The 13,391-nt window shown below is 40.1% G+C and carries 11 protein-coding genes and 2 tRNA genes; 5 read left to right on the forward strand and 8 right to left on the reverse strand.

The genetic code is table 11. The annotated features are described in order from the left end of the window. Positions 1 to 78 precede the first annotated feature (78 nt). From ACTHJT_RS11490 to asnB, 5 genes are all read right to left on the reverse strand, one after another. Positions 79 to 981 (reverse strand): class I SAM-dependent methyltransferase, encoded by a 903-nt coding sequence (locus tag ACTHJT_RS11490; RefSeq protein WP_440238274.1) that lies wholly within the window; start codon positions 979 to 981, stop codon positions 79 to 81. Then, positions 978 to 2,207 carry a glycosyltransferase gene (locus ACTHJT_RS11495; RefSeq protein WP_440238276.1) on the reverse strand — a complete coding sequence of 410 codons (1,230 nt, stop codon included), beginning with the start codon at positions 2,205 to 2,207 and terminating at the stop codon, positions 978 to 980. The genes ACTHJT_RS11490 and ACTHJT_RS11495 overlap by 4 nt, the downstream gene beginning before the upstream one ends. Before the next feature lie 42 nt (positions 2,208 to 2,249). Then, the gene (gene fcl / locus ACTHJT_RS11500) at positions 2,250 to 3,176 is read right to left on the reverse strand and encodes a GDP-L-fucose synthase (protein WP_440238278.1); all 927 of its coding nucleotides are present in this window, start codon (positions 3,174 to 3,176) and stop codon (positions 2,250 to 2,252) included. 2 nt (positions 3,177 to 3,178) lie between these two features. After that, positions 3,179 to 4,291 (reverse strand): GDP-mannose 4,6-dehydratase, encoded by a 1,113-nt coding sequence (gene gmd / locus ACTHJT_RS11505; RefSeq protein WP_440238280.1) that lies wholly within the window; start codon positions 4,289 to 4,291, stop codon positions 3,179 to 3,181. An 87-nt stretch (positions 4,292 to 4,378) separates the two neighbouring features. Further along, entirely contained in the window at positions 4,379 to 6,268 is a 1,890-nt protein-coding gene (asnB, locus tag ACTHJT_RS11510; protein WP_440238282.1) for an asparagine synthase (glutamine-hydrolyzing), read from the reverse strand. A gap of 33 nt (positions 6,269 to 6,301) precedes the next feature. Between asnB and ACTHJT_RS11515 the strand changes: the two genes are divergently transcribed. From ACTHJT_RS11515 to ACTHJT_RS11530, 4 genes are all read left to right on the forward strand, one after another. Next, positions 6,302 to 6,823 (forward strand): C40 family peptidase, encoded by a 522-nt coding sequence (locus tag ACTHJT_RS11515; protein ID WP_440238284.1) that lies wholly within the window; start codon positions 6,302 to 6,304, stop codon positions 6,821 to 6,823. A gap of 39 nt (positions 6,824 to 6,862) precedes the next feature. Further along, a tRNA-Ala gene (locus ACTHJT_RS11520) sits at positions 6,863 to 6,936 on the forward strand. Between the two features lie 222 nt (positions 6,937 to 7,158). Beyond that, entirely contained in the window at positions 7,159 to 7,701 is a 543-nt protein-coding gene (locus ACTHJT_RS11525; protein ID WP_440238286.1) for an SRPBCC family protein, read from the forward strand. A gap of 153 nt (positions 7,702 to 7,854) precedes the next feature. Beyond that, complete coding sequence (locus ACTHJT_RS11530; protein WP_440238288.1) at positions 7,855 to 9,288, forward strand: hypothetical protein; 1,434 nt, start codon at positions 7,855 to 7,857, stop codon at positions 9,286 to 9,288. 12 nt (positions 9,289 to 9,300) lie between these two features. Here ACTHJT_RS11530 and ACTHJT_RS11535 read toward each other — a convergent pair whose 3' ends face one another. The 3 genes from ACTHJT_RS11535 to ACTHJT_RS11545 form a co-directional block, all read right to left on the reverse strand. Next, the gene (locus ACTHJT_RS11535) at positions 9,301 to 9,726 is read right to left on the reverse strand and encodes a response regulator (protein WP_440238290.1); all 426 of its coding nucleotides are present in this window, start codon (positions 9,724 to 9,726) and stop codon (positions 9,301 to 9,303) included. 59 nt (positions 9,727 to 9,785) lie between these two features. Beyond that, positions 9,786 to 11,324, reverse strand: a complete 1,539-nt coding sequence (gene amaB, locus ACTHJT_RS11540) for an L-piperidine-6-carboxylate dehydrogenase (protein WP_440238292.1) — start codon at positions 11,322 to 11,324, stop codon at positions 9,786 to 9,788. A 74-nt stretch (positions 11,325 to 11,398) separates the two neighbouring features. Next, positions 11,399 to 12,874, reverse strand: coding sequence for a Do family serine endopeptidase (locus tag ACTHJT_RS11545; protein WP_440238294.1), 1,476 nt, complete (start codon positions 12,872 to 12,874; stop codon positions 11,399 to 11,401). A 263-nt stretch (positions 12,875 to 13,137) separates the two neighbouring features. On the opposite strand from ACTHJT_RS11545, the gene ACTHJT_RS11550 reads away from it, so the two are divergent. Further along, positions 13,138 to 13,211 (forward strand) — tRNA-Asn (locus ACTHJT_RS11550). Positions 13,212 to 13,391: the final 180 nt, after the last annotated feature.

Here is a 13,391-nt window from a genome sequence, read left to right on the forward strand (position 1 = left end):
AATATTGTTCGTATTTAAGCCGCTGTCCCGGTGCAACGCCTTCCGGATGCGGGCAAACAACTACGATTCTTTTTACATTCATTTCTTTTGGGCAATTGCTCTCCAAAACGGTGCATTATCAGCAAAAACAATATTGGTACAACCGGCATGTTCCAGCATATGTGTTATTTCAGCTTTTGAAAACCGCTGTTCAAGCGGTGTGCCAAAGCGATCCAGAGAATCATTACGAATAATATTGAATGATTTATCTGCATACCATGACAATGGAATTTTAGCAATAACCACAGTAGATACACGCAGCCCGATCAGAAACCGCGACAGCAATACGAAAGGCATATAAATCAAAACTGCCAATACATCACAGACAATATTCTTCAATATACTGGGCAGTTTGCTGATGCCCCACCGCATGGAGTTAGACAGATGAAATAAGGTCTTAAAAAACAACCCTCTGTTTTCAAGATTATAATAGAGATACAACAGCAGATAGCCGCCAGGCTTTACTTTTTCCGCGCATTTTTTCACGGCTGCCTTTGTGTCTGGCACATGATGCAACACACCCAGGCTAAAGACCAGATCAAAGCTGTTGTCTTCAAAAGGAATATTATCAACCGATGCCTGTGAGATGCGGACATTATCTTTCGACGCAAGCAGTTTTGAAGCAACCAGCACAGCTTTGCTCGGATCAATGCATTCAACATTGCCGACTTTATCTGCAAGGTAATAGGTCCACCGGCCGGTTCCACAGCCTACATCAAGAACATGCGATTGTTTTGTCAAATAGCCGACAGGCAGGATATCAAAATAATTATCGCCGGCATTGTATATTTCATCTTCGTTAAAGGTATGAAAGGTCGACCATTCATCACCAAACGATTCCACTGTATCTTTATCTATATTGCCGGCAGATGTAAATACTTTTATTTTTCTGTTACCTGCATCAATGGAAGAAATAAATGCCTGATTGTAGGGGATCATCATAAAATTATTTCTGAATAGATTTCTGAATATAAAGAAACACCTGTAGCCAGCGAAAAATGCTGATTCACATAGCTTAACGCAGTTTCTTTTTGAAAAGCATCCTTATTATTTATTTCCTGTAATGCATTCGCATACGATTGTCTTTCAAAAGATTTTATTACCACGCCCGCTTTCGCTGTGTTCACTTGTGCTTCCACATCGCCAACATTTGTATTGCATACAACAGGCACGCCCATTGCCATGATTTCTGCAAGCTTTGTGGGTGAAGAACTTTTCTTGGAATATGTAGGTTTGATAAAAAATAATGCATAATCGCTCAAGGCAAGATAATAGGGTACTTCCATGCGTTGAGCCTTTACTATGCGTATGTCGCCCACCTGTACACCGTGCCTGGCTGCGATCTTCAACACATCCTGTTCCGGCTCCGGCGTAACAAAAAGAAAGACAGCATTTGCATATTGTTCTTTAAAACATTTGAAAAACTCAAACATCTCATCAATCATATACCAGGTGCCTATAGAACCGAGATAATTGACAACGGTTCTACCCTCCAGTTGTAAAGCTTTACGTTTATCCAGTAAAATATCTGGCAATACATTTTTCAGTGAAAACAATTCTGTATCCACACAGCAAGGAATTATTTTAAATGGAACAGTACCTGTCATGTATTTCCATTGCTGCATTTCTCTATAACTCTCTGCCGTAAGTGTTACCACGTAATCGGCATTCAGCAAACATTTTTTTTCAATCCATTTAAAAAATGAATAAACCATTTTATAAACAGGGTGCTGAAGGTTCCACAAGCCGCCGTCGATACGCTCATCAGCCCAGAAGCCGCGCATGTCAAAAATAAATTTTGTCTTGAATATTTTTTTAGATATCAATCCCATGATTGCCGGTATGTAGCTCCGGCAGTGCACACCCTGAAATTTATCTCTGGATTGAAGTCTGATTAAAAACATGACCCCAATGAGAGTATCCCAAAGGGTTGCTAAAATGGAAAAACGTTTGTGGTATTTTTTAGGATACCAGCGTATGTTTCGCTGCTGAATCAACCCTTCGATGATTGCCTTATTGGAAGAGAATTTTTCGGGCTTTTCAAAACTCAATATGGAAAAACGGTAGCCTTGTTCTTCCAATCCTAAAATATATGGAAGTACCTGCGACTGTCCTAAAAAATCAGTAAGCCCATCATATGTGATATAAAGTACGTGTTTTTTATTCATTACCATGTATCACATCTGATGGGCTTACCTAATTAAATTCTGTTATTCAGGTTTAAACGCATCTTTGTAGACAGAAGTTATACCTTCTTTCAAACCGATTTTATATTTCCAGCCTAACTTTTCAATTTTTGAAACATCCATCAATTTTCTTGGCGTGCCATCCGGTTTGGATGCATCAAACACCAGTTCACCTTCAAAGCCTACAACTTCTTTTACAAGCGTTGCAAGTTCTTTAATGCTCAAATCAACACCGCTTCCAACATTCACGAATCCTTTGTCATTATATGTCTCCATCAGGAACATGCAAGCTTCAGCAAGATCATCCACATGCAGAAATTCTCTCAATGGCGAACCGGAGCCCCATACTTCAACAGTCTTTGCATTGTTTTTCTTTGCCTCATGGAATTTTCTTAACAGGGCCGGCAATACATGCGAATTGTTCAGATCGTAATTATCATTCGGACCATACAGGTTTGTTGGCATAGCTGAAATAAAGTTGCAGCCATATTGATCCTTGTATGCTTCGCACATTTTGATGCCAGCAATCTTAGCGATCGCGTACGGTTCATTCGTTGACTCTAATGTTCCGGTAAGCAGGTAGTCTTCTTTCAGCGGCTGGGGTGCCATCTTGGGATAGATGCAGGAAGAACCCAGGAATAATAATTTTTCTACTTTCGTTTCATACGCCTGATGTATAATATTCGCTTCCATGATCAGGTTGTCATAGATAAAATCAGCGCGATATACATTATTCGCATGAATCCCTCCTACTTTAGCGGCTGCCAGAAATACAAACTCAGGTTTCTCAGCCTGGAAAAAAGCTTTAACCTGCGCCTGGTCTCTCAGATCAAGCTCTTTGGAAGTCCGGGTAATAATATTTGTAAAGCCCTTTTTCTCAAGCAGGCGAACAAGTGCAGAACCAACCATGCCGCGATGTCCGGCTACATATACTCTACTATTCTTATTCATTACTATTCGAATTGACTCAATGTTGTAAATCCACCTTTTTTCAGATATTCATCTTTTTTAAATAATTGAACATCCGAGTCAACCATTTCATTCACCAGTTGCTGCAGGTTATACTTTGGTTTCCATTTTAATTTCTTTTTGCATTTTGCCGGATCACCAATTAACAGATCTACCTCCGTTGGTCTGAAATACTTTTTATCTACAGCAACCACAACTGTTCCTTTTTTAACCTGGAACTCTTTGTTTTTGCAGGAAACCACAACAGCTGTTTCTTTTACGCCTTTACCTTTGAATTCAACAGTGATGCCTACGCGTGCAAATGCCATTTTAACAAAATCTCTAACAGTTGTTGTTACGCCTGTAGCAATAACAAAATCTTCTGCCTGCTTTTGCTGTAAGATCAGCCACATTGCTTCAACGTAATCCTTTGCATGACCCCAGTCACGTTTAGAATCCAGGTTACCTAAATATACTTTATCCTGTGCGCCTAATGCAATTCTTGCAACAGCTCTTGTAATCTTTCTTGTAACGAATGTTTCACCACGTAACGGAGATTCGTGGTTGAAAAGGATACCATTACAAGCAAAAATATCATATGCTTCTCTGTAGTTTACTGTGATCCAGTATGCGTACATCTTAGCTACCGCATATGGTGATCGCGGGTAGAAAGGTGTTGTTTCTTTCTGTGGCACTTCCTGCACCAAACCATATAGTTCAGAAGTTGATGCCTGGTAGATTTTTGTTTTTTTCTCAAGTCCTAAAATACGGATGGCTTCAAGGATACGCAGCGTACCGATACCATCTGCATTTGCTGTATATTCAGGTGTATCAAAGCTCACCTTCACGTGAGACATTGCACCCAGGTTATAAATTTCGTCCGGCTGTACTTCCTGGATAATACGGATCAGGTTGGTTGAGTCAGTCAAATCTCCATAGTGTAACTTGAATTTTACATTCTTTTCATGCTGATCCTGGTATAAGTGATCAATTCTGTCTGTGTTGAACAACGATGATCTTCTTTTTACGCCATGCACTTCGTAACCCTTTTTCAATAAAAATTCGCTTAGGTAAGCGCCATCTTGACCTGTAACTCCAGTAATTAATGCCTTCTTCATATTTAAAATTTATTGTTTACTACAACATTGTTCGAATGTAGGAAATTTTATATTATAACAAAAATACAACTTGTATCATTTTATCGGTCACGCCATAAATTTCTTCCACCAAAACTGAAAAACAATGATTGACCAGAGTTGTGCTTCATCCAGTTTATTATTTTTGATTATATCACTTCTTAATATATTTATATATTTCCAATTGAAAATACCTTGTTTGGCTATAAATGCCTCTTCCAGCAATTCATTTACGATCCAGTTTTTCAAGTCCTTTGAAAAGAGCTGTGTCAATGGAATATCAAATCCATGCTTGGGCTTGGACAGGATCTTCTCCGGCAGCACATCTTTAAAGGCATTCTTCAACAGCAATTTCGTGCCCTTGCTATTAACCTTGTAATCTGAAGGGAGCGCCGTTACATAATCAGCCAGACGGTAATCAATCATCGGCTCGCGTACTTCAAGTCCGTTGGCCATAGACATGGAATCAACCTTGAAAAGCATGTCGCTGCCCAGCACCAGCTCCATATCTGTATGCAGTACAAGATTAAGATCATATTTTGTGTTGGCAAACCGTCTTAGAATGCCCGCCTTTCTTGCATTGTATCCGGCTTCATTCTGGTTCTGCAGTAACAGCATCTGCTTCTGCTCCCCGGCGGGAAAAACAGAACACCACAGGTAATAGCGTTCCGCGTCACTCAGGTGCAGACCGTTGTTTAATTTATTTAACTGGCGTAGTTTATCACTCCACTCCGACTCACGACCGCCTTTGAACAACTTCAACAACGGGTGCAGCAAACGCGCGCATTGCAACTGCAGTGTAGGATTCTTCACCAGCCATTCGGCTTTATGCTTGTTGTAACCGCCAAACAGTTCATCGGCGCCATCTCCGGATAAGATTACCTTGACGGAAGGTGCTACATGCTTAGACAATACATATAGCGGCAGTGAGGAGGTGTCTCCAAAAGGTTCGCTCATGCTTTCCAGACACCCCATGATATTGTCGGCAATATCTTTGTTGCTTAAAATAATGGATGTATGATTGGTATTGAATGTTTTTGCAACCAGTTCCGCAGATTTTGTTTCATCGTAGAATGCGGCGTCTTTATAGCCTACAGAAAATGTATTCAGTTTCTCTACATGCTTTGATGCTGTTGCCACGACTATAGAAGAATCAATACCGCCGCTTAAAAAGGCTCCGACCGGAACATCCGACACGAGTCTGTCCTGAATGGATACATCAATCAACTCCTGCACTTTCTGAGAAGCGGCTTCAAAAGAATCACTCTGGTTTCTTTTTATTGCTTCAGGTATCTGGTAATATCTTCTTGAGACTGTATGTTTCTTATTGACCAGCATGTAGGTGCCCGCAGCAACTTTTTTTATGTCTTTAAATATAGAATCCGGTTCAGGGATATAACCGAGCGTAAAATACTGCTGAACAGAAGTAAGATCTATTTCTTTGGGAACATTGTAAGCCAGCAGCGCTTTCATTTCAGAGGCAAAAACAAACTTGTCTTCATCTTTATAATAAAGCAGCGGCTTTACTCCAAAGCGGTCACGCGCGATAAAAATTTCATGTGCCTGTTTATCATAGATTGCAAAAGCAAAGAAGCCGCTAAGTTTTGATAAACATTCAACGCCCCAGTGTATATAGGCATTTAGCAAAACTTCTGTATCAGATTCTGTGTTGAACGTACAGTTGAAATTCGCAACAAGCTCTTCCCTGAGTTTTTTATAATTGAAAATCTCACCATTGAATGTGATCACATACCGGCTTGCCTGATCATGCATGGGTTGCCGGCCGTTGATCGTGTCAATGATCGACAAACGTCTGTGACCAAGCGCGATAAGATCATCAATAAATGTACCTCTGCCGTCTGGTCCCCGATGGGTAAGAAGCTCCATACTTTTCCCCAAATTGATCATATAAAAAGACCCTATTTGATTAAATGCAAAAATTCCCGTAATTCCACACATAGTAGGCTTATTTATTAAAATTCAACGCTCTCAATGAATTATTTCCGTTTCTGGGTAATCGGTTTATTGCTTTGTTTTCTGATCAGCTGTAAAGGTTCAAAACAGAAACCTTCGAAGGAAAAGAAAACAAAAACAGAACAGACCGCAGCAAAACAGCATCAAGGTAATGAAAAAGCTGATAAAGTTATATCCGCTGCCCGTTCTTATATCGGTACGCCTTATAAATTCGGCGGTACAAGCAGAGCCGGACTTGACTGTTCGGGTTTGATGCTGTTGTGTTTTAAAGAGATCAACGTAACGTTACCAAGAACCTCTGCTGAACAAAGTAAGCTCGGTTCCGCAGTAAAATACAGTGATCTTATTCCCGGCGACCTGGTCTTTTTTACAGATAAAAAAGGCGGGTCGAAAGTAACTCACGTAGGTTTGGTGAGTGTAGTCAAAGGACCAAGAGATGTAAAATTTATTCACTCATCAACAAAACTCGGGGTCGTTGAAAGTGATTTGTATGTGAGCTATTACGAAAGTATTTTAGTGGGTGCCAGACGCATATTGTAAATCAAATAATTGCCATATCTTTGCTGAACGTTTCGAAAAGGGGGATTAGCTCAGTTGGCTAGAGCGTGGCGCTGGCAGCGCCAAGGTCATCGGTTCGAGCCCGATATTCTCCACATTCCGGTTTAATTCCTACGGGGATTAAACCATTTTTTAATATACTTGATTTATAAATTTTATTATATTGGTTCAAATTAAAGCTGTCCCTCCCAGGAAGAACCAAACTTGTAAAGATCCGTAAAAGCTTATGCAATCAGATACCCCTTCCTATATGCGTTATAAAAATTACAGATTTTAAACGGGAATATCCTTTTTTAATCAACTCTACTTTTGACTATATGAGACTTTTAAAAATCACCGGCATAACCGTACTTATTCTTGCTGTAACCATATTGATCATTGGCCTTTCCTCCGGTAAAGAGTTTGAAGTGTCACGATCAATTGTCATTTATCGTGCTTCCCCGGAAGTTTTCAATTATGTATCCCACATCCGGAACCAGAATAATTATGGGGTCTGGGCTAAAATGGATCCGAATAGTGAAAAGTCATATACAGGTTCTGATGCTACAGTAGGGTTTATTTCAAGATGGAGCAGCAAGGTTAAAAAAGTTGGTCAGGGAGAACAGGAAATTATGAAGATCGTTCCTCAAAAGCGGATCGAAACGGAATTGCGTTTTAAGAAACCAGTTGAAGCAACCAACTACGCTTACCTTGAAACTACGGCACTGGATGAGGCCGAGACCAAAGTAACCTGGACGGTCGGCGGCAAAATAGAATTTCCCATGAATGTCATGTTCCTGTTCATGAACATGGACCACATGCTGGGCAAACAATTAGACGAAGGTCTGGTAAACCTGAAGACAATTCTTGAAAAATCCTGAGTAACGGATTGCATTTGTCTGCCGCTGAAAATAACGGTTTGTTATGTTTATTAATATATCTGTATTGTTTAGATAAATAACGCTACTTTTATTACTTTAGCTAATACAAACATATACTAGTACCAAATTTGTATTGTTTAATTATTACTTTTCATGTCAAAGCTTAAAAACATCATTAAACAGCTCTCCACCAAGGATTACACGGCTATTTACGATTCTCTTATAAACAGTAATGCGGAAAAATCTGCTTACCTGTTGAAATTTATGCGAGAAAAGCAGCTTTCTGATACACGTATCATGGAAGAATTGGAAGTAAATAACAATGCATATTACACCCTTCGTTCAAGATTAAATCAAAAAATTGAAGAGTATCTGCTTCAGGAAATGGAAAGCCCCAGAACTTCCCTGATCAAAAAAGTAGCTACTGTACACGATATTATTTTTACAAAGAAGCGCGCCATTGCCATTGCTTCTTTAAAAAAGCTTGAAAAGGAACTTATTGATTATGACTTGTCGAATGAATTGACAATTATTTATAAAACATTAAAAAAGTTACTGATCAATAGTCCTGAAGATCATTTCGCTTATTCCCAGCTTTACAACCGTCACGTAGCTTATATGCTTGCGCTGGACAAAGCAGAGGATATGTTGGGGAATTATTTCAAAAAGTACGGTGAATATTTTCTGACAGGCAGCGAATCTGATAAAATCGGCCTGGAGCTGATGCAAAGCGAGATGAACAACATCGCGAATTTATATCAGTCGCACCGTTTGTTTGTATTCCAGTCTTTTGTAAATATTTTCCATGAACTGAAGGTTTTAAAAGTAGCAAGACCTGAAATGGAAACTACCTTTGAAGCTATACAGACAATTTTTGACCAGTACTATCTGGATGCAACTTACTACCACTTAATCCTGGTGCTGGATTATCTGAAGATTGAATATTTCAAATTAACAGACAGCACTACACGTCTGAATAAAGGCATAGACGATATCAGCGAATCATTGCCGATGTTTGTTTCCAATTATTCTCTTTATACGTTTTCCCCTGCAATCCTTCTTGCAAAGCAGAAGTATTACCTGGCAGAGCGTACAGAGAAGATGATGTATGGCGAATCCAAGGAGTTGTTTGAAGATTACGAGATCAACAAACACAACCTGCCGGAATATGTGGTGTATATGAACTACCGGGTTTCCGGTTGCTTCTTCGCAGAAAAATATGATGAAGCTGCGAAGTTCCTGAACAACCTGTTGAACGAAACTTCACTGAAAAAATATCCGAATACCTTCCTCGAAGTGAAATTGTTTTTAGCCTTACAATATGTGATGCTGAAAGATCACGATTTGTTCAACCAGCTTGTAAACAGCATTCAGCGCCAGATTCGTTTGCTGGGTAAAGATGAATGTGCACATGCCATCCTTATCATCAAAATCTGTAAAACTGCATTAAACGATACTAAAAAAGGCAAAAAGACTAAATTAAGTCTTCTTGTAGATAAACTTAATTTAGTCTTGCCGCAATATTATTCTCCGTTTAACTACATCAACCTGAACGAAAGTTTTATAGACAAACTTGTTGAGGTTTAATCAAACGGTTTTTTAGATCTTTCTTAGGTTATCTAAGGTCAGAGGTTTGTTGATGTACTTAACAATGTGCTTATTTTTCTTTGCTTTCATCAAATCCTGAGGGTTTAGCGAAGAGGTAAGCATAATCACATTACATTGTTCCTTGATCATATCAGACATTTTTTCAAATTCCTCTAAAAATTGGAATCCGTCCATCAAAGGCATATCAATATCCAGAAAAATCAAATCAGGTAGATATAAGTCCAGGGAACCTTTAGCCAATTTCTCAATATTCTTTAAAAACTCAATTGCGCTTCTCGCTCCTGAATGCACAAAAATATGCGTGCAAATGCCTGCTGCTTCAATCATCTTCTGATTAATGAGATTGTCGATCTCATTATCATCAACCAACATAATTGAGTGGTACTTGGTATCAACGGCCGTTTCGGTATTTTTCATAAATTAAAAAAGCTAGTTATTCAAATATAAACAATTCTACTCAAATGCAATATACTGATTTATAAATCAAATTTTATCCCTTGAGCCAAAGGTAAGGTGTCGCTATAATTAATGGTATTCGTTTGTCTGCGCATATATGCTTTCCAGCTATCGGAACCTGACTCCCTGCCTCCGCCTGTTTCTTTTTCACCTCCAAAAGCCCCTCCGATTTCTGCTCCGGATGTTCCTATGTTAACATTGGCGATTCCACAATCTGAACCTTTATTCGAAAGGAACTTTTCCATTTGCTGCATATCCTGTGTGAAAATGGAGGAAGATAAACCTTGCCGTACGTTATTATTCATTCCGATTGCGTTTTCAACAGAGCCGGAATATTTAGTTACATATAAGATCGGTGCGAATGTTTCTTCCTGCAGAGAAGGCAAGGATGACACAGCTTCAATAATTGCCGGCGCTACATAATATCCTTCGCCGCAATTTTCAGGGAAGACCCGCTTTCCGCCAGCCCTCAATTTACCGCCTTCTTCAACCGCTGCTGCAATTCTTTTTTCATACTGCTTCACAGCCGCAAGATCAATCAGCGGTCCTACAAGAGTGCCTGCTTTCAATGGATTATTTACAGGCAGCTGCTCATATATTTTCAGTAAAGAAGTAAGTAATGTATCATATACATCTTCATGTACGATCAATCTTCTGGTTGTTGTACAACGCTGCCCCGCTGTACCTACTGCACCAAAAACAATTGCTCTCACAGCTATTTCAAGATTTGCTCTTTCAGTTACAATGATCGCATTGTTTCCTCCCAGCTCCAGCAGCACTTTTCCTAAGCGCCCTGCTACCGTTTGGTTCACCTTCTTGCCCATAGCTACTGAGCCGGTTGCAGATACCAGCGCGATACGCTCGTCTTCTGCCAGCCAGGAACCCTGGACAGCACCACCCTGATAAAATGAAAATATTCCGCCGGGTAAATTATTTTTTACCAGCACTTCCGAAACAATTGCCTGACATGCCTGCGCTGTCAACGGAGCTTTTTCAGAAGGTTTCCAGACACTCACATTGCCGCATACCGCAGCTATAATTGCATTCCATGACCACACAGCAGCCGGGAAATTAAATGCTGATATAATCCCTACAACACCCAAGGGATGATATTGTTCATACATCCGGTGTTCCGGCCTTTCCGAATGCATGGTTAAACCATACAGCTGTCGCGACAGGCCTACTGCAAAGTCGCAGATATCAATAATCTCCTGCACTTCACCCAAACCTTCCTGCAATAGCTTTCCCGTTTCAATAGAAACCAGGGAGCCAAGCTGTTGTTTATGTACTCTGAAAGAATCGCCGATCTGCCGGATGATCTCCCCGCGTTTAGGCGCCGGAAGCGCACTCCAGACCGGGTAGGCTTCCAGTGCATGTCTGACTACTTCATCATAAATCTCTTTTGTGCTGTTTTCAATTTCTGCCAATACCGTCCCGTCTATAGGCGTATTCTTTGCAAACACATCCTTTCCTCTCCAAACCTTGGTGCCCGACATGGCAGCCGGATTTATATCGGAAATCAAAAACGCTGAAAATATATCTTTAGTCACCGGGTTCATAATTATGCATACGTGATAAAACAAAAAAAGTGTCCGAATGGACACTTTTTAAATTTACAATTTCAGGAGATAGATTACCAACCTATTCCATAAAATTCTTTTTTACCATTCGGATAGATACCTTCCATTAAAATACCACCGTTGGTTGTTCCTTCCAGAATGCGTACCACGTCTTCCGGAGAACCTACCGGCTTTTTATCAATCGATGTAATGATAAAGCCTTCTCTTACGCCGGCTTCCTTTAATTTACCTGCATATAATTTAGCGACTTTAGCACCACCGGTAATTTCAAGTATACTCATTTCACCGCCTGAGATTGGCTGTAAGTCTGCGCCTAATTTTGTTTTAACAGAATTGTCATCTTTCGGAACAATAGCAACATCTCCCAATTTGTTTTTAAGCGTCACAGATGTTTCGGATTCTTTTCCCTTGCGGATATATTTAACCTTAAGTTTGTCTCCGGGTCTGTAACGGGCTACAACTTCCTGTAATTGAGTAGTTGCGTTGATGCTGATATCGTTGATTTTTGTTATGATATCACCTTCTTTAATACCACCAAGATCTGCCGCGCTGCCCTGGTTTACCGCGCCAACATATACACCTGTTATAAAGTCTATATTTTTTTCCTTGGCAAGCGTTGTGGTCATGTCCTGGATAATAACACCCAGCATACCACGCTGTACTTGTCCGTAATTCATTAAGTCATCAATTACCTTCTTCACCAGCGATACCGGTACGGCAAATGAATAACCTGCATACGCTCCCGTCGGACTGGCAATTGCCGTGTTGATACCGATCAGCTCGCCGCGTAAATTCACCAATGCACCGCCGCTGTTACCAGGATTTACTACAGCATCTGTCTGAAGAAAAGATTCAATGGCCATATTATCTTTATCCCTTAAGATATTGATGCTACGTGTTTTTGCACTGATGATACCTGCAGTAACCGTTGAGGTAAGATTAAAGGGGTTACCTACAGCCAGCACCCATTCGCCGATACGCACCTGGTCTGAGTTTCCGTAAGCGACATACGGCAGATTTGTTTCTTCAATTTTTATAAGCGCCAAATCGGTTGTCGGATCTGTACCGATCAGTTTCGCATCATATGTTCTTTTATCATTCAGTACTACCTGGATTTTTGATGCCTTATCAACCACGTGGTTGTTGGTTACGATATAACCTCCGGCCGTAACAATAACACCCGAGCCTGAAGCTTCGCGCGGCTGGTTGTAATCTTCGTAAGGATCGCCGTAAAAATAGCGGAACAACTCTTCGTCGCGTGTCTTAGGGCGAACGGTCTCCGGCATATACGTTGTCTTAATGTGTACCACCGCTGGTGTTGTGCGTTCAGCTGCAACGATGAAGTTTAAGCCGGCCGGCACCGTAAGTCCTGTCGTATCGGAAAAGTTAGCAAATGATGCATGGTGCTGCATCGATTCGATGGTTGTAAACTCACTTTTCTTGATAAAATAATGATACCCTGTCAGGGCCACAACTCCACCAAAAATGGATGAAATAACTACTAAGATTCCTAATTTTTTCAAATTCATAGTGATATACAATTAACTGCTGCTAAATTATGCATTGTTGAATTAAATTCCTCCAATTCCACCTTTATATAACGAATGAGGTGATTTTTTATTTTTTTATCCGCGGTTTAAGTCCGGATGGCATGAAATCAGGGCTTTATTCCTTCTTCAAAATAATTTACAAATTAAATGAACTCATAATGAATAAGATGTATTTTTTTTGAGGAATGGTGTTGTTTTATACAAAACAAAGCCTTAATATTGCATTCCCAATTCGGAGACACTCCTCCTTAGCTCAGCTGGTTAGAGCACATGACTGTTAATCATGGGGTCCTTGGTTCGAGCCCAAGAGGGGGAGCAAAAGGTTACTAAGCAATTAGTAACCTTTTTTATTTTAATAAGAATTCATTTCAGCCAACATCAAACAATAATGGGCTGTTGCACTACAGCGGGTCCATTTGTATCTTAGTTAGAACGATGAACGTCGAGTCTAAACTTTTTTATTTTATGATGCGCCGTTAAATTTAGACAGCTTGTT

The sequence above is a fragment of the Cytophaga sp. genome (assembly GCF_051961495.1).
Lineage (GTDB): Bacteria > Bacteroidota > Bacteroidia > Cytophagales > Cytophagaceae > Cytophaga.